A 17,218-nucleotide genomic window follows, 5' to 3' on the forward strand; every position below is an offset into this window, starting at 1 on the left:
CGCGAATGCTCCAGATCGATGGCCTGACCTGGACCGTCACGATCGGGCTGGTGCTCGCCCTGCTGGCACTCGACCTCATCCTCGCGGCCGTGCGGCCGCACAAGGTCGGCTTCGGTGAAGCGGTGGCCTGGTCGGTCGGCTACATCCTGGTCGCGGTGGCGTTCGGCGTCTGGCTGACGCTGGCGCACGGTGGGGACTTCGGGCAGCAGTACTTCGCGGGCTACATCGTGGAGAAGAGCCTGTCGGTCGACAACCTCTTCGTCTTCGTGATCATCATGACCACCTTCGCGGTGCCCGACGAGCACCAGCACAAGGTGCTCACGTTCGGCATCGTCGTCGCGCTGATCATGCGCGCGATCTTCATCGCGCTCGGCGCCACGCTGCTTTCGTTGTTCTCCTTCATGTTCCTGCTGTTCGGCCTGCTGCTGATCTACACCGGCATCCAGCTGTTCCGGCATCGCGACGAGGATCCGGACGTCGAGAACAACGTGGTGGTGCGGACGGCACGCCGCCTGCTGCCGCTGTCCACGGAATACGACGGCGGCAAGCTGGTCACCCGCGTCGAAGGGAAGCGGGTCGGCACGCCGCTGGTGGTGGTGCTGCTCGCGATCGGCGGGATCGACCTGCTGTTCGCCCTGGACTCGATCCCCGCCGTCTTCGGTGTCACGGACGAGCCGTACCTGGTCTTCGCCGCCAACGCCTTCGCCCTGCTGGGCCTGCGCGCGCTGTACTTCCTCGTGAAGGGCCTGCTCGACCGTCTGGTGTACCTGTCGGCCGGGCTCGCGATCATCCTCGGGTTCATCGGGATCAAGCTGATCCTGCACTGGGCCCACGTCGACATCGACGAGAGCGTTCCGGAGATCTCGACGCCGGTGAGTCTCGCGGTGATCATCGGCATCCTCGTCGTGGTGACGGTGGCGAGCCTGCTCAAGACCCGCAAAAATCCCACCGCCAAAGCACATCCGGGTTCGCTACGCGGCTCCCGCCCCGAAGAGGACTAACGCCAGCCGTGGGTGAGGAGATCGAAGATCCGCTCGACGTCCTCACGGGGATCCGGCCTTCCCCTGGTGAGCGCCGGAATGTCCAGAACGAAGCGCGCGAGCGCGTGGCAGGCGATGTCGTCGGAGTCGACGCCGGCGTCTTCGGCGATGGCCGCGCCGAGGGCTTTGGCATGCCGGGTCCACATGCGCTCGCCGTACTCCCGCAGTGCCGGGGTGCCGCTGACCAAGGCGGTGAATTCGGTGTACCGCGGATGAGCCGTTATGGAAAGCCACGAGGCGAGCACGTACTCGCGCAGCGCTTCGACCACGCTCTGCCCTTCCTCGCGTTGCCGCACTGAGGCGATCAGGTTCGCTTCGCGGTCCTGAGCCTCGTCGAAGACCAACGCCTCTTTACCGGAGAAGTGCTTGAAGAGCGTCGTCGTCGACACGTCGGCCGCCTCGGCGATGTCACGGATGCTCACCTGGTCGTAGCCCCGCTCGAGGAACAGCTCCAACGCGGCGTCCGCGAGTGCCTGACGGGTCGCGGCCTTCTTGCGTTCGCGCCGTCCCAGTGTCTCCATGAACGCACTCTAGCGCAGTGGTTGTCGGAGTCACTAAGTTGACTCGTTGCACTTTTTAACTCGTTCTGCTTTTCTGGGGTCATGACTTCGAGAATCAGCATCATCGGCGCGGGCCCCGGCGGCTTGACCTGCGCCCGCATCCTGCAGAAGCACGGCGTCCCCGTGACGGTCTACGACCGGGACCCGCATCCTCACGCGCGCGATCAGGGCGGCACCCTCGACCTCCACGCGGACGACGGGCAACTGGCCCTGCGCGAAGCCGGCCTGACCGAAGAGTTCCTCGCCCTGGCGCGGCCGGAAGGCCAGGAGACGCGCAAGCTGGATCCAGAGGGCCGCTTGCTGGAACGGCACTTCCCGGCCGAAGGCGAGTTCTTCAAACCTGAGATCGACCGAGGCCAGCTGCGTGATCTGCTGCTCGGCTCACTCGAACCGGGCACCGTGCACTGGGGCCGGACCCTGAAGAGAGTCGAAGGCGAGAGCCGGTTGCGTTTCACGGATGGGGCGACGGTCGAAACGGACCTGGTCATCGGGGCCGACGGCGCCTTCTCTCGGGTTCGCCCGGCGGTGTCGGCGGCCGTCCCGGAGTACACCGGGATCACTTTCCTGGAAGCCTGGTTCGAGGACGTCGAGAACGCGCACCCCGACCTCGCCGCCCTCGTCGGTCAGGGCAGCGCCATGGCCGCCGACGGCGACCGATGCGTGTTCGCGCAACGGAACAGCGGAGACCATATCCGCGTGTACATCATCCAGCGGCTGCCCGTGGACTGGATCGCCGCGGCCCGGCTGAATCCCGGTGACATCCGTTCACGGCTGCTCGACGCCTTTGCCGAATGGTCGCCGAGCATGCTCCGGATGATCACCGACAACGACGGCCCCTACGTCGATCGTCCGTTGTTCGCCCTGCCCGTGCCGCATACGTGGGAGCACAGGCCGACGGTGACCTTGCTCGGCGACGCCGCCCACCTGATGCCGCCCCTGGGCGTCGGTGTCAATCTGGCCATGCTCGACGCTTGCGAACTCGCTCTCGCGTTGGCTGGTTCCGCCACGATCGGCGAAGGTGTTGCGGCCTATGAGAAGACGATGGTGCCGCGGTCGGTCGAGATCGCTCGACAGCTCGAAGGTGGGGCTGCTGGGCTGCTTGATTCGCACGATGACGCTCTTGTCCGGTGAGATTCCTTGGGGGTGCTGGAGTGTCGGCTCTGGGGTTTCGGTGCCGGGTTGCGGTAAGAGGGTTCACGTCCGTTTTCGTTCGGAGGTCGGTTCCGCCGTGATCAGTGCCTGTACTTGGTGCCGTGGTCGATCGTTGGAGTTTTCTCGGCGTTCTTGGGGGATGTCGTTGTCGCGTTTCGGCGGCGTTTCTGCCTGGAGGATTGTCGCCGGATTTCGGTAACGGCTGTGGTGTTCGCCTGATCCAGAACTGTCGGTGGCTGGTTGTACGGTTTTTGGCGTGGAAACGCACAAGGCCGCTTCGGTGGCGCTTTTGGAAGAACTTTCGGATCCTGATGTGTTGGAGTTGGTCAATGCTTGTATAGATTCGTTGGATGCCAAGGATTCGGTGGCGGTGGCACAGGCGGTGTCGGTGGGGATCGCGCGGTTGGAGGCGGTGCGGTTTCGGGCGTTGGCGCAGTTGAGTCGGCATCGTGGGGGTGCGCGGAGTGTGGTGCAGGAGGTCGCGGTCGAGTTGTCTCTTGTGGACAATCACGCGGGTGCGATGGTCTCCGCGGCGGAGGCGTTGGCGACACGTCTGCCGCGCACCCTGGGTTTGATGGATCAGGGGAAGGTGTGTGGTTTCGGTGCGTTGAAGGTCGCCGCCGCGACGGCGTGGCTCTCGGATGAGAACGCGCGGGCCGCGGATGCTGTGGTGGAGGATCGGTTACCGGAGAAGAATGCCGATCAGATCCGGAAAGCGGCCAGCCATGCGGCGATCGCCGTCGACCGTGACGGTGCGGGCAAACGTACCGCGCATCATCGGGAAGGGCGTCGGCTCACTGTGCGGCAGGGTGAGACGGGTGTGGCGTCGATTGAGGTCGAAGGCGGGCCCGTGGAGAAGGTGACCGCGGCTTACCGGCGGATCGATCGTGAGGCCCGTGCTTTGCGGAGGGGTGGGGAGACCCGGACGTTGGATCAGCTCCGTGCGGATGTCGCGCTTGATCTGCTGCTGGGTGGGCAGGGCGGGACGAGTGAACGTGCGGAGGTGTTCCTGTACATGGACCTGTTCACTTATCTCGGGCTCAACGATGATCCGGCGGAGTTGGCTGGGCATGGGCATGTTCCGGCGGGGTTGGCGCGGCGGATCGTGACGGGGTCGGACGCGGTGTTGCGGCGGATCATCAGTGATCCGTTGTCGGGGCAGGTGCTGGATTTGGGGCGGGGTCGGTATCGGCCTACGGCGGGGTTGGGTGAGTTTGTGCGGGTGCGGGATCGTGAATGTCGAAGACCGGGGTGGGGGCGTCCGGCGCAGGCGTGCGATCTGGATCATGTGGTGCCGTGGCAGTTCGGCGGCCACACCGCCGCCGACGAGTTGGTCGATCTCTGCCGCCGCGATCACCGGCTCAAAGACGAACCCGGCTGGACCTACCGGCTCGCGGCTGACGGCACGTTGACCGTCACCACCCCAACCGGACACACCTACGACAGCACACCACCACCTCTCCACGAACCCCGCACACACACCCCGCCCGGCGAGGAACCACCACCGTTCTGAGGCTTATTGCCGGGAACCGGCGACGGCCGGTAGCCCTCGGAGTGGTGCGAGTCTCGTTCCCGCGCGGTGCGAGGACGGCGTTCGTCGAAGGAGGCGTGCCGTGCCTCGGCGAAGATGCGTGTCCGCGCGTCGGGGATGGCGTCACGGACCCGCACGCAAAGCCGTCCAACCACCATCGTCGTGAGCCTGTCGCCGGGGAATGGCGACGGCCGCTAGGGCTTACTTCAGGAAGTTGTTTATCAGCGCGCTCGACTGGGGTCGGCGTTCGTCGAGGGGGGGTGTGTCGTGCGTGGTCTGCAAAGGCGGGGATGGACCTCGTCGCCGGGGAATGGCGACGGCCGCTAGGGCTTACTTCAGGAAGTCGTTCACCAGCGCGCTCGACTCAGGACGGCATTCGTCGAAGTACGCATGCCGTGCCCCGGCGAAGACGTGCATCCGCGCGCCAGGGATCCGCTCGGTCAGCAAGGGCGCGTTCGCGGGCGGCGCGAGAATGTCGTCGTCTCCGTGCAGGACCAGGGTAGGAGCGGTGATCCGGGGCAGGGCGTCCCAGGCGTCGTGCGTGTTGCTCGCCACGAGGTGACCGCGGACGGCGTGCGGAAGCATTCCGTGGGCGCCGAGGACGGTGTACGGGCCGGGGTTCGCGGCCCGCCAGGCGGGGCTGTACATCATGTCCTCCAAAGCTTCCCGCGCTTCGGTCGAATGCCGTTTCGCGAGTGCCAGCCGGACGTCGTTCGAGCGTTCGATGCCGTGCTTCCCACCCGGCGAGGTGCAGCCGAGGACGAGTCGGCGAACTCGGCCGGGATACCGGGCGGCGACCCATTGCGCGACGCGCCCGCCCATGGAGGTGCCGTAGACGTCGGCTTCGGTGACCCTCAATTCGTCGAGGACCGCGATCACGTCGTCCGCGAAACCCGTTGTGGAGTAAGGAACATCGGGCGCGTCGCTGGCGCCGGTGCCGCGGTAGTCCATGGTGATCGTGCTCGGGAAGTCCCCGCGCGTGCGGTTCCACCACGTATGGTCGTTCGCCTGCCCGGCCAGCAGCACGAGCGGCCTTCCCGTGCCGCGCCACTGGTAGGCCAGTCGCGTGCCATCGGCGGCGACGGCGTGGCCGGTGCGGGGGAGGGTGGTCATCCTTCTCCTGTCCGGTCGTGACGTGACGCGATCCCGTCGTACATGACGCGGCGGACGGCCCTGCTCATCGCCGCCTGCCCCGTCGGCGACGGATCACGCAGCCCGGAGAGGATCGACGCGAGGATCATCCCGTTGATCGCCCGCGCGGTGGCGTCGACGTCCAGATCCGCGTGCAGGTAGCCGAGGTGGACGCCGTGGTGCAGGTAGCCCGCGGTGAGGTCGGCGGCGGTCTCGTAGAAGTCCAGCACCCGCTCCCGCATCTCCGCGTCGATACCCGCGGCTTCGAGCAGGAGGAACCGGGCCATCCGGGGATCGCTGCCGAAAATCTGCGCGAGCGCGTCGCCGATCCTGGCGCTCTGCTTGCGGTATTCGGCCAGGCTGCTGACCGCGTCCGGGGCATTGTCCGCCGCCAGCGAGGCGACCACCTTCTCGACCAGGTCGGTGATGACGTGGTCGACGATGTCCCGCTTGTTCTGGAAATACCGGTAGAAGGTGCCGTGCCCGATGCCCAGCCGCGCGGCGATGTCGGCGATACCGGTCGCGTGGTAGCCGCGTTCGGCGAAGCAGTCGAACGCGGTCTCCACGATCTCGCGCCGTAGCTCCTGCTTCTTCCGTGCGGCCCTGCTGACCGGGGTCTCCGTCGTCATGCCGGTCAGCTTATTGCCTGACGCGTTCGAATGACATACCGTTCCGGAAATGACACGTCATTCCGCGAGGGCTCTGGTGCTCGGTTGCGGCGGCACCCTGGGCTTCGGCTGGACCGCGGCGGTCCTCGACGCGCTGCACACACGGGCCGGCTGGGACCCGCGCGAGGCGGACGTCCTGGTCGGGACCTCGGCAGGGGCCGAGGCGGTGGCCATGCTCGGGACGGGTATCCCGGGGAAGGCGATCCTCGGGGCGCTGGCCGGCACGCCCGACGGCGATCCCGTCGTCGCGGCTCACGTCCAGCGAGTGCCGAACCGGTTCCCGCCGGTGCCGTACCCGCGGTGGCCTGCCGCCGGACTGGTGCGGGCCGCGGTGCGCCGGGACGTCGACACGCTCGCCGGCCTCGCGGGGCTGCTTCCGCAGGGCAGGGGAGACGCGGGCTGGCTCCGTGACCTCGGGGACGCGCTGGCGCCCGATGGCTGGGTCCCGCATCCCGCGACCTGGCTGGTGGCCGCGGATCCAGCGGGCCGGCGGGTCGCGCTCGGTTCCCCGGGCGCGCCGCCCGCCAGGCTCGGTGAGGCGATCGCGGCGTCATGGGCCATTCCCGGCTGGTTCCCTCCATCTCTCGTGGACGGACGTCCGTTGCTCGACGGCGGGACGGTTTCCCCGACCTCGGCCGATCTCCTGCTCGGCCACGACGTCGGCGAGGTCGTGCTGATCGCACCGATGAGCAGTGAAGGCGGGGCTCCGGCGCGCGGCCTGACCAGGCTGGAACGTTTGCTGCGGAGCGCGATGACCCGGCGTGTGGACGACGAGGTGCGACGGCTGCGCGCGGCGGGCGTGCGGGTGGTCAGGATCGAACCGGCTCCGGACGATCTGGCCGCCATGGGCGCCAACTTCATGGACGGGCGGCGGCGGGAGCATGTGCTCGCCACCGCGGTGAGGACGGCGCCGGACCTGGTCGCCGCCGCCTTCGCACGAGAAGGAGTGCGCGCGTGAGCAAGTACCCGGCCCTCGACCTCGACGGGGCACATGTGGCGATCACCGGCGCGGGGCAGGGCATCGGCCGCGCGATCGCGGAACGGATGGCCGCTCGCGGCGCGCGCGTGTCCATCGGCGACCTCGACTTCGAAGCCGCGAAACGCACCGCCGCGGACATCGGCGGGACGGCCTATCGGCTCGACGTCGCCGATCCGGTTTCTTTCGCCGCTTTTCTCGGCGACGCCGAACAGGCGAGCGGACCGCTCGCGGTACTCGTCAACAACGCCGGCATCATGCCCAACGGCGGGTTCCTCGACCTCTCCGACGCGCTGAACCGGGCGACCATGGAGGTCAACGTCTTCGGCGTCGTCCACGGCATGCGGCTGGCACTGCCCGGCATGCTGGAACGCGGGCGCGGACATATCGTCAACGTCGCGTCGCTGGCCGGGAAGTTCCCTGTCAAGGGGCTAGCGATCTACAACGCCAGCAAGTTCGCCGTCGTCGGGTTGACCGCGGCGACGCGGCTGGAATACGCGCCCCACGGAGTCAGCGTCTCCGCCGTGCTGCCGTCCGCGGTCGAGACCGCGCTCGCTGCCGGGCTCGACATGCGGCCGATCCCGAAAGTGAAACCGGGCAGGATCGCCGACGCCGTCGTGACTTCCGTCCGCACCCGCGCCGCCGAGATCGCCGTGCCCGGTTACGTCGGCGCGCTCGCCGCACTCGCGGGCGTGACGCCCGAACCGGCGCTCAACGCGTTCCGCCGCCTGATGCGCGACGATCGGGCCCTGCGCCCCGACTCACCTGAGCGCGCGGACTATCGCAGCCGCCTCGACCAGGACACCCATCGGGAGGAAAACGCATGAACGCGCAATACGACGCCGTCGTCGTCGGAGCCGGTTTCGGCGGGATGGGCGCGGCGATCCAGCTCGACCGGCTCGGCTACGACAACCTGCTCATCCTCGAACGCGAGTCCGATCTCGGCGGCACCTGGCATGTGAACCACTATCCCGGCCTGGCTGTCGACATCCCGTCGGCCACCTACTCGTACTCGTTCGAGCCGAACCCGCATTGGTCGCGGCTGTTCGCGCCGGGGGCGGAACTCAAGCGGTACGCCGAACACGTCGCGGACAAGTACCGGCTGCGGCGCTACATGCGTTTCGGCACCGTGGTCACCGGCGCCGTCTGGGACGAGACGAACGCGCACTGGACGGTGTCCCTCGCCGAGGGTGAATCCGTCACCGCGAAGTATCTCCTCACCGCGACCGGATTTCTGTCCCAGCCCAAGAAACCCGAAATCACCGGAATCGACTCGTTCGGTGGCAAGGTCATCCACACCACCGCCTGGGACGAGGACTACGACCTCGCGGGCGAACGCGTGGCGGTGATCGGCACCGGCGCGACCGCCGTCCAGTTGATCCCGGAAATCGCGAAGATCGCGCGGGAACTCACCGTGTACCAGCGCACCCCGATCTGGGTGAGCCCGAAACTGGACTTCCCGGTGCCCAAGGCGGTCCGCCGCGCGTTCGCCGCCGTCCCGCTCACCCAGCGGATCGCCCGGCTGACCGGCACGGCGGTGCTGGAACTGATGATGGTCTCCGGCGTCCTGCACTACAAGCAGCTGCCGATGGCGAACCGGCTCGGCAAGCTGTGGTGCCAGGCGCATCTCCGCCGTCAGGTGCGGGATCCTGGTTTGCGCGCGGCACTGACGCCGCGGTATTCGTTCGGCTGCAAGCGCCCGACGTTCTCCAACGAGTACTACCCGGCCTTCACCAAGGACCACGTTCGGCTGGAGACGACGTCGATCGCGCGGATCGACGAAACCGGGATCGTGACGGCCGACGGCGCGCGGCAGGAGATCGACGTCCTGGTGCTCGCGACCGGGTTCGACCTGTGGGAGGCGAACTTCCCGGCGATAGAGATCATCGGCCGCGACGGCCGGAACCTCGGAAAGTGGTGGCGGGAGAACCGCTTCCAGGCTTATGAGGGGGTCGCGATCCCGAAATTCCCCAACTTTATTTCGCTCAACAGCCCGTATTCCTACTCGGGTCTGTCCTATTTCACCACCATCGAGACACAGATGCGGCATATGGACCGGCTGTTCACCGCGATGCGACGACGCGGCGCGACCGAGTTCGAGGTCACGCAGGAGGCCAACGACGCGTTTCTCGACCGGATGACCGAACGCCTCGGCGACTCGATCTTCACCCTCGGGAACTGCGCTCCGGCGAACAGCTACTACTTCAACCCGCACGGGGAGGCGACCCTGCTCCGCCCGTCCTCGACCTTGAACGCCATCAAGGAGGCGGGCAGCTTCCCCGTCGAGGACTACACCTTCGCGTAGGGAAACGGGTGCCGGGATCCCGCGCGATCCCGGCACCCTGTGGTCACTGCCTGCGTAGCCGGAGCGTGACGACCGCGCCCGCCGCGGCGAGGAAGATCGCGCCGATCGCGTAAGGCCACCACAGCACCGAGGTGTCGTCCACCGGGGAAGCACCGTAACCACCGGCGGCACCGGTGCGGTCGTAGGTCGAGCCGGGCAGCTTGTCGCCGTAACGGCTCTGCAGGGCCTCGCGGTAGGCGGCGAGCGTCATCTTCTCGCCGGTCTTCGCCACCGACGAGCCGTCGAGGACGGTCACGGTGTCCCCGTCGACGGCGTACCAGGCGCCTGCCTGCGGCTCGCTCAGAAGATATCCCTTGCCGGTCAACGCCGCGAGGCGCTTCTCGACGTCACCCGATGCGACGTTGAACACCGACCAGCCGGTGCCTTCACGCTGGGACCAGACGGTCGCCGCGGCACCGTTTCCGAGGGTGGCGGGTGTGGCGATGTAGGCGAGTTCCGCCGGGGCACCGGGCTTTCCGGCGAGGAAGGCCGCGGTCGGCTGGTAAACCGCTACCGGAGTACGCGGATCGGCCTTGGCGGTACGGGCCGCGACGGCCGCGTCGGCCTGGGCGGCCCCGGGGAACACCGCCTTCGCGAGCCGCTGGGTGGTCGCATCGCTGGTGACCACTGTGGACACCGCGGCGAGGTCGGTCGCGGTGGGCGCGCCGCTGGGCGCGTCGGAGGCGGACGCCTGGCCGCCGAGCGCGAGCGACAGGCCGAGAGCGAGGATCGTGGCGCCGAGGAAGGTTCGCTTCATGGTTTCAGTCCTTGATCCCGTAGACGGTGTGGGTCCAGGTGAACGAGTTGTTGGACCGATAGGCGTTGTAGTTCATCTGGTTGTAGCGGGGGCTCGAGCCCCACGGGTCGCCGTAGTAGACCGTCGTCGCGCCGTTCGTGTTGTCGTAGCCGTAGAGCACGTGCATGTGGCCGCCGCCGTTGCGCCAGCCGATCCGGGTGCCGATCGGCTGCCGCGCGTCGACCTGGCCCTTGATGGACGCGAAGCTCAACGTCTGGCCCGAGGAGCTGTAGGTGCCGACGTTGCCGAACCCGAGCCAGCGGAACACGCGCTGCTGATCGCTGAGGTAGCCCTGGTTGTTGGCGCAGTCCGTACCGGACTCGTTGTGCGCGACCTGGCAGAACTTCGTTTGGGACAGGGTGTGCCCCCACCAGGCGGCGATCGTGTTGCCGCTGGCGTCCCAGCACCAGTTGCTCTTCTCCTGTGCCTGCATCTTGATCGGGATCGTGGTGGCCGCCGTGATCGTGGGGACCGCGGCGGCGGGCGCCTGCAGGGCGACCATCGCGGCGACACCGGCGCAGGCCGTGGCCAGCCCGCGCCTGAATGAGGTTTTCACCGTGGGGACACTCCTAACTGGATGGTCGAAACGCGAAGCACGCGCGGGCGGCTACCCGAAGGGTCGGATGGGGACCGCGGCTACCCGACCGGGTGACCGTCCGGCGCGAGCGGGGGACTTGTGCTGTGGCGAGGTAACAGAGGAGCACTGCGAACAGAATGAGATTCACCCTCTGGTGGCATCCGTGGCAAGGCGTGAGGCAATACGTAAGGGTCCGTATTGCGCGTGCGGTGGATCAGGTCGCGCAGGTCGGCGCGACGGATACGGACCGCTGGCGGTCACTGTCCGTATTCCCGCCTTTCGGCGGGTGTCCGATCGGTATGGTCGGTGACCATGCCGACGCTCGGTGCGGCACCGGTGTTCGTGGCCCGCGACACCGCATTGGCCGAACTGGTGCGCGTCACCTCGAGCCCGCCGTCGGTCGCCGTCGTCGAGGGCGAACCGGGTGTTGGCCGGAGCCGGTTGCTCGAAGAACTGGTCGCCCATCCCGGGATCGCGTCACGCGTGGTCTGGTCCGCGCGCTGCGGCTCCTTCGTCCGCCCGTGCCGGCTGGCCCCGCTGGTCGACGCGCTGCTCGGGAAGAGTGACGTCGCCGCCGCCCACGCGGCGGGCTTCTCGCCGGTCACCGGTGTCCTGCGGCGGCTGATCCCCGAGTGGTCGCCATGGCTGCCACCGTTCCCGGAGAACGCGGACGCCGAGACCGTCCGGCAGCACGAGTTCCGCGCCGTGCGCGAGATACTGACCGGCTGCGGCCCGGCGGTACTGGTCCTCGACGACGTCCACGCCGCCGACGACGACACGTGGGAGTTCGTGCGCGGACTCGCGGCGTCACCGGCGATCCCGCTGAGCGTGGTGGTCAGTTCCGTGGCGTGCGGACCGCGGCGGTTCCCGCCGATGCGGGAGATCGCGGCGCGCCTGTCGCTTCCGGCGTTCACCGCCGGACAGGTGCGCAAGCTGCTGGACACCTCGTTCGGCCGCTGTGCGCCGGATTTCGCCGAAGCGGTGCACCGGCGGACGTCCGGGATAGCCGTCGACCTGATGGCGCTGGTGCGGAGCCTCGGCGACACGGCCGAGGCGTTTTCGGCCGACAGACTGGCGTCGGCGACCGTGCCGCCGATCGTGCGGGGCCGCGTCGCCGAGCTGATGGCGGCGCTCGGCCCGGCCGCCCGGGACGTCGTCCGCGCGGCCGCGGTGCTGGGTTCCCCGGCGGGGGAACCGGAGCTGGGCGCGGTAGCGGCGAGATCGTCGGGAGAGACCTCCGGCGCGGTCACCGAAGCGGTCGAAGCGGGACTGCTCCGGGATCTCGGCTGTGGCCGATACGTCTCGGGAAGCCCCCTGCTCGCGGAAGCGGTCTACGCGTTGTTGCCCGGCCCGCAGCGGTGCGCGATGCACGGCCGCGCCGCCTCCCGGCTCGCCGCCGGTGCCGAACCTTTCGCGTCACTCATCGCCCGGCACGCGCGGCTGGCAGGCGACCTCACCGCGTGGACACAGTGGACCGGCGTCGCGGTCGACAACGCCATCGAAGACGGCCGCACCGAGGAAGCGAGCCGTTTGCTCGAAACCGCGTTGCGGGACACGGAGCTGCCGCGGACCGCGCGCGAATCGTTCGCCGTCCGGCTCGGCAGGGAACTGCCGCGCAGCATCGCCCACGCCGGAACGGTCCGGTTGCTGCGCGAGATCCTGCGCGAATGGCCGCTGAGCAAGGCCGCGCGGGGAGAGATCCGGGTCCACCTCGGCCAGGTGCTGATCAACCAGGTGGGCAAGGTCGAAGCGGGCAGGCTCGAGATCGAACTGGGCGCCGCCGACCTCGGCAGGCGGCAGGCGCTGCTCGCCAGGGGACTGGTCACCTTGGCGTTGCCGCATATCGGGACGATCCCGGTCGAGGAGAACTTCCGCTGGCTCGATCAGGCCGAAGAAGCGAGCAAGGGTGAGCACGACGCCGGGCTGCTCGCCGCCATCGCCGCCAACCGGCTGTCGGCGCGGATGCAGGTCGCCGATCCGGACGCCTGGGAGGGCATCGCCGAGCTACCGAGGGCCCCGGAATCGGCCGAGGTGTGCCGTCAGGTGGCGCGCACCTACATCAACCTCGCCGACGCGGTGGCGTGGAACGGGCACTACCCGGTCTCGCGGGCCTACCTCGCGACCGCGCGACGGCTGATCCGCGACGACCACCAGCCCTATCTCGACGCGCTCGCCGACGGTACAGAACTGCGCCTGGACCTCGCGATGGGTGAGTGGGCGACCGTCGCGGAGAAGGCGCGGGCGATGCTGACGCGGGTGGACAAGGACAGCTCGCTGGCCGCCGAGCCCTTGCTCGTGCTCGGCTGGTACGAGTACGGGCAGCATCGGCCCACGGCGGCGCTGCGCAGTTTCGACGCGGCGTTCGCGCTCTCCGCGGGCAGCGTCCCGGTGCAGGCTTCGGCGTACGCGGGGCGCGTCGCGGTCCATCAGGCGGGCAAGGACCTGCAGGCCGCCCGACGCCTCGCCGAGTACGGGCTGGAGACCGTGCGCCGCAAGAAGAACTGGGTGTGGGCGGCCGAACTGATGCCGTTCGCCGTGCGCACCATGCTCGGGCTGGGGCAGCTGGTCGAGGCGAGGGAACTGCTCGCGGAATATCGGCAGGGCCTCGACGGCAAGGACACACCGGTCGCCAACGCGGCCGCGCTGCTGTGCCGCGGCATGCTCACCCATGCCCGGGGCGAGACACTCGCCGCGGGTGACCTGCTGCTCGGTGCCGCGCAGGCCTATCACGCGCTGCCCCTTCCGTATTTCGCCGCCTACGCCGACGAACTCGCGGCCGGATGCTTCGCCGAAGCCGGTGAGCGAGACCGTGCCGTCTCCGCGTTCACCACCGCGGAGACGGCGTACGTGCGCCTCGGCGCCGCCGTGGACGCGCTCCGCTGCCGCCGGTCACTGCGACGCTGCGATCCGGAGGCGCCCCGCCGCGGCCGCAAAGGGTACGGCGAAGCGTTGTCGCCGAGGGAACTCGAAGTCGCCAGGCTCGCCGCCCAGAACCTCACCAACCGGGCGATCGGGGAGCGGCTGTTCCTGTCACCGCGCACCGTCGAGATCCACGTCGGGCGGGCGCTGCGCAAACTGGGGCTGCCTTCGCGCACGGTCCTGACCGAGGATCTGCTCCGCGACGCGACCGGTGAGGGTTCCCAAACCGCCTGACGACCCTATTCCCTAGGGGCCCGTATTCGGCGATTCGCTGGGTACGGCACGGAGAAACCGCAGGTAGGGGCCTGTTTCTTTAAATGGGGGATCGACCGCTCCACTCCACTATTGTTCCGTTTCCCCTGTCGTTCGACAGTTGTCGGGCAGTCGCGAATTCCCCTGCGGCCTTTGTGAGTACTTCCCCGATCCGGAAGTTCTGAAAGGAATCACCGTGAGCAGAAAACGAATCCTCGGCGTGGTCGCACTGACCATGGCCGCGCTGACACCGGCGGGCGTCGCCGGTGCGGTGTCCTTGCGCGCCGTCCCCGCCGACCCTCCCCGTGCCATCGCCCCGACCGACGCCGCGCCCTTACCGGAAGGCGGCGTCCACACGCAGAGCATCGGCGGCTCGCCGGCCTCGGTCAAGGACCACCCGTACGCCATCGCCGCGTTGCGCGAAGGAGGTTCCCGGCCGAGGGGGCAAAGCTGCTCCGGTTCCGTCATCGCGCCGCGGAAGGTCCTGGTCGCGGCGCACTGCAAGGAACTGGCAGGCGAGAAGAGTGTCCTTTATGGACTCGACGACCTCAAGAGCGCGGGCGGCACCCAGCTGAAGGCCGTCGACTACCAGATCCACCCCAGATTCACCCAGCCCTGGAACGGTTACGACGTCGCGGTGATCACCACTGACGGCGACATCCCGGTCCCGCCCGGCGGCTACGCGAAGGTCGCCACCTCCGCCGACACCGGCCTGGAGACGCCCGGCAAGGACGGCTTCAGCCTCGGCTACGGCAAGAAGGACGTCAACGACTCCACCCAGGACGTCACGCTGCACAAGCTGACCCTGCCGATCGTCAACGCGAGTCAGTGCACCGGTGTGGAGAACGGTGTCGACCCGGAGACGATGATCTGCGCCGGGTATTCCGACGGCCGCAAGACCGTCCTGCCCGGTGACAGCGGTGGCCCGTTCGTCGTCGACGGGAAGGTCGTCGGGGTCACCTCGTGGAGCCGCAGTGACTTCCGCTGGTACAGCGTCTACAGCAGACTCAACAACGAGATGGGGGACTGGGTCGCCCAGCAGATCGGCGGCGAGCAGCCAGGTGAGGCCTTCACTCTCGCGGCCTCGCCGTCGTCGGTGAAGGTCCTGCCCGGCAAGTACATCTCGGCGAGTGTCACCAGCAAACCGGGCAAGAACGGCGCCGAGGACGTCACGCTGTCGGCCACCGGGCTGCCCGAGGGCGCCAAGGCGACGTTCCAGCCCGCCACGATCAAGGCGGGCGAGGTGACGAAACTGACCATCGAGACCGCCGCCGGGACACCGGAGAAGGCTTACCAGGTCACGATTTCCGGGAAGGGTACGGCCGAGACGGCCACCGCCGCGCTCACCCTCACCGTCGGCGCGGGCGAGCCGCCGGCCGGCGACCTCAAGGTGACCGTCGACCCGGGTTCCGGATCCGGCCGCGCGGGTTCGCTCGTGAGCGCCACCGTCACCGCGAGCGGGGGCAGCGGATCGATCACGTTGTCCGCCAGTGGTTCCGGGTTGCCGATCAACCCGTTCTTCTCACCGCAGAGCGTGTCCAGCGGCGGCAGTTCGACCATGCAGGTCTTCGCGCCGTTCCAACCGGGCACGTACCCGGTCACGGTGACCGCCAAGGACGCCACCGGCAAGACCGCGACCACCACCTACACCCTCACTGTCCAGTGATCTTCGCCGAAACAGAGGTGAACACTCATGCGTAGCAAGACGAAAACCCTGCTGGCACTCGGTCTCTTGTGCCCGCTGCTCGCGCTCGCTGCCGGAACGGCCGTCGGTGCCGAGGCCGAAGGTGTCGTGATCCCGGCCAAGGAGCATTACGGAGATCAGTACATCGTCGTTCTTCATGACGTCGCCGCGGCCGGCCAGTCGGCTTCGGCGGAGCTGGCACATCGCTACGGTGGCGAGGTCCGTTCGGTCTGGACCGCGGCAGTCCGCGGCTTCTCGGCCAAGAGCCTGAGCCTGGCCGAAGCGCGGAAGCTGGCTGCGGACCCGTCGGTCAAGGCGGTCTACGAGGACGGCACCGCACGGGGCACGGGCACCCAGCAGAACCCGACGTGGGGACTGGACCGGGTCGACCAGAAGAGCCTCCCGCTCGACAAGACCTACACCTACCCCAACGAAGGCGCGGGCGTCACCGCCTACGACCTCGACAGCGGTATCAACCCGTCGAATCCGGAGTACGAAGGCCGGGCCAGTCTCGGCAAGGACTTCTTCGGCGGCGATGGTAAGGACTGCAACGGTCACGGCAGCCACACCGCGGGCACGATCGGCAGCAAGACCTACGGCGTGGCGAAGAAGGTCAAGATCGTCGGGCTGAAAGTGCTGGGCTGCGACAACTCCGGGCCGGACTCGGGCATCATCGACGCCGTCGACTGGGTGACGGCCAACGCGCAGAAGCCCGCGGTGGCGAACATGAGCCTCACGATGGACGCTCCCGGTGTCGGGGACGAAGCGGTCAAGCGGTCGATCGCCTCGGGCGTGGTCTACGGCGTCGCGGCGGGTAACTCCTCAACCGACGCCTGCGACACCAGCCCGGCCCGGATCCCGGCGGCGATCACCGTCAACGCCTCGGATTCGAGTGACAACCGGTCGTCGTTCTCCAACTACGGAAGCTGCACCGACCTCTTCGCGCCCGGTTCGAACATCACGTCACTGAGCCCGACCAGCGGTGGGACGGCGACCATGAACGGGACCTCGATGGCGACGCCGCACGTCGTCGGCGCCGCCGCGCTTTACCTGTCGGCCAACCCGGGTGCCTCGCCGCAGCAGGTCCGCGACGCGCTGGTGACCAACGCGACGGCGGGTGTCATCAAGAACGTGGGCAGCGGTTCGCCGAACAAGCTGCTCGACGTCTCGTTCATCGGCAGCGGCGGCCCCGGTCCGGCGTGCGGGGTCAAGTCGAACACCACGCCGGTGTCCATTCCGGACGCCGGAGCCGCGGTGACCAGTTCGGTGACCCAGGAAGGCTGTGACGGCAAGGCTTCCGCGTCCCTGGCGGTCAAGGTCGACATCTCCCACACCTACAGCGCCGACCTCGTTCTCGACCTGATCGGGCCGAGTGGCAAGGCCTACCGCCTCAAGGGTTCCGGCGGGGTCGGCTCGGCCGGCGGCGTGCACCAGACCTTCACGGTCGACGCCTCCGGCGAGGCGGCCAACGGGACCTGGAAGCTGAGCGCCCAGGACGTCTACAAGTTCGACACCGGCAGCATCGACGGATTCGGCATCACCTTCTGAGTCCACTTCGGACAGGCCTCGTGAGTGGTAATGACGGTTA

General features: G+C 68.4%; 14 protein-coding genes. 9 read left to right on the forward strand and 5 right to left on the reverse strand.

The window, feature by feature from the left end:
• Positions 1 to 5 precede the first annotated feature (5 nt).
• Entirely contained in the window at positions 6 to 1,001 is a 996-nt protein-coding gene (locus ACZ54P_RS29145) for a TerC/Alx family metal homeostasis membrane protein (protein ID WP_465464770.1), read from the forward strand.
• Here the strand turns inward: ACZ54P_RS29145 and ACZ54P_RS29150 are convergent.
• On the reverse strand, positions 998 to 1,561 hold the full coding sequence (locus ACZ54P_RS29150; RefSeq protein ID WP_465464771.1) for a TetR/AcrR family transcriptional regulator: 564 nt from the start codon (positions 1,559 to 1,561) through the stop codon (positions 998 to 1,000). The two genes, ACZ54P_RS29145 and ACZ54P_RS29150, sit on opposite strands and share 4 nt — an antisense overlap.
• Positions 1,562 to 1,642: 81 nt before the next feature.
• Here ACZ54P_RS29150 and ACZ54P_RS29155 point away from each other — a divergent pair, with 81 nt between their 5' ends.
• Together ACZ54P_RS29155 and ACZ54P_RS29160 are read left to right on the forward strand one after the other, a co-directional pair.
• On the forward strand, positions 1,643 to 2,731 hold the full coding sequence (locus tag ACZ54P_RS29155; RefSeq protein ID WP_465464772.1) for an FAD-dependent oxidoreductase: 1,089 nt from the start codon (positions 1,643 to 1,645) through the stop codon (positions 2,729 to 2,731).
• Between the two features lie 337 nt (positions 2,732 to 3,068).
• Positions 3,069 to 4,265: an HNH endonuclease signature motif containing protein gene (locus tag ACZ54P_RS29160; RefSeq protein ID WP_465464845.1), complete on the forward strand. Its 1,197-nt coding sequence runs from the start codon at positions 3,069 to 3,071 to the stop codon at positions 4,263 to 4,265.
• Between the two features lie 348 nt (positions 4,266 to 4,613).
• Here the strand turns inward: ACZ54P_RS29160 and ACZ54P_RS29165 are convergent, their stop codons facing one another.
• Together ACZ54P_RS29165 and ACZ54P_RS29170 are read right to left on the reverse strand one after the other, a co-directional pair.
• Positions 4,614 to 5,396 carry an alpha/beta fold hydrolase gene (locus ACZ54P_RS29165; RefSeq protein ID WP_465464773.1) on the reverse strand — a complete coding sequence of 261 codons (783 nt, stop codon included), beginning with the start codon at positions 5,394 to 5,396 and terminating at the stop codon, positions 4,614 to 4,616.
• Entirely contained in the window at positions 5,393 to 6,043 is a 651-nt protein-coding gene (locus ACZ54P_RS29170) for a TetR/AcrR family transcriptional regulator (protein WP_465464774.1), read from the reverse strand. The genes ACZ54P_RS29165 and ACZ54P_RS29170 overlap by 4 nt, the downstream gene beginning before the upstream one ends.
• Before the next feature lie 49 nt (positions 6,044 to 6,092).
• On the opposite strand from ACZ54P_RS29170, the gene ACZ54P_RS29175 reads away from it, so the two are divergent.
• Genes ACZ54P_RS29175 through ACZ54P_RS29185 form a run of 3 tightly spaced genes read left to right on the forward strand, consistent with a single transcriptional unit; the run spans position 6,093 to position 9,363 of the window.
• Positions 6,093 to 7,040: a patatin-like phospholipase family protein gene (locus ACZ54P_RS29175; RefSeq protein ID WP_465464775.1), complete on the forward strand. Its 948-nt coding sequence runs from the start codon at positions 6,093 to 6,095 to the stop codon at positions 7,038 to 7,040.
• Positions 7,037 to 7,885, forward strand: coding sequence for an SDR family oxidoreductase (locus tag ACZ54P_RS29180; protein WP_465464776.1), 849 nt, complete (start codon positions 7,037 to 7,039; stop codon positions 7,883 to 7,885). Before ACZ54P_RS29175 ends, ACZ54P_RS29180 begins: the two co-directional genes overlap by 4 nt.
• Positions 7,882 to 9,363: a flavin-containing monooxygenase gene (locus ACZ54P_RS29185; protein WP_465464777.1), complete on the forward strand. Its 1,482-nt coding sequence runs from the start codon at positions 7,882 to 7,884 to the stop codon at positions 9,361 to 9,363. The genes ACZ54P_RS29180 and ACZ54P_RS29185 overlap by 4 nt, the downstream gene beginning before the upstream one ends.
• A gap of 43 nt (positions 9,364 to 9,406) precedes the next feature.
• Here the strand turns inward: ACZ54P_RS29185 and ACZ54P_RS29190 are convergent, their stop codons facing one another.
• Together ACZ54P_RS29190 and ACZ54P_RS29195 are read right to left on the reverse strand one after the other, a co-directional pair.
• The gene (locus ACZ54P_RS29190) at positions 9,407 to 10,159 is read right to left on the reverse strand and encodes a hypothetical protein (protein ID WP_465464778.1); all 753 of its coding nucleotides are present in this window, start codon (positions 10,157 to 10,159) and stop codon (positions 9,407 to 9,409) included.
• A 4-nt stretch (positions 10,160 to 10,163) separates the two neighbouring features.
• Entirely contained in the window at positions 10,164 to 10,754 is a 591-nt protein-coding gene (locus tag ACZ54P_RS29195) for a papain-like cysteine protease family protein (protein ID WP_465464779.1), read from the reverse strand.
• 333 nt (positions 10,755 to 11,087) lie between these two features.
• Here ACZ54P_RS29195 and ACZ54P_RS29200 point away from each other — a divergent pair, with 333 nt between their 5' ends.
• The 3 genes from ACZ54P_RS29200 to ACZ54P_RS29210 all read left to right on the forward strand — a co-directional run bounded on the left by ACZ54P_RS29200 (position 11,088) and on the right by ACZ54P_RS29210 (position 17,178).
• Positions 11,088 to 13,928 carry a LuxR C-terminal-related transcriptional regulator gene (locus ACZ54P_RS29200; protein WP_465464780.1) on the forward strand — a complete coding sequence of 947 codons (2,841 nt, stop codon included), beginning with the start codon at positions 11,088 to 11,090 and terminating at the stop codon, positions 13,926 to 13,928.
• A 214-nt stretch (positions 13,929 to 14,142) separates the two neighbouring features.
• A complete protein-coding gene (locus ACZ54P_RS29205; RefSeq protein ID WP_465464781.1) occupies positions 14,143 to 15,612 on the forward strand; it encodes a trypsin-like serine protease in 1,470 nt (489 codons plus the stop codon).
• A 27-nt stretch (positions 15,613 to 15,639) separates the two neighbouring features.
• Positions 15,640 to 17,178, forward strand: a complete 1,539-nt coding sequence (locus ACZ54P_RS29210; protein ID WP_465464782.1) for a S8 family serine peptidase — start codon at positions 15,640 to 15,642, stop codon at positions 17,176 to 17,178.
• The last annotated feature ends 40 nt before the right edge of the window (positions 17,179 to 17,218 follow it).

It is taken from the genome of Amycolatopsis sp. NPDC034160, from assembly GCF_055575355.1.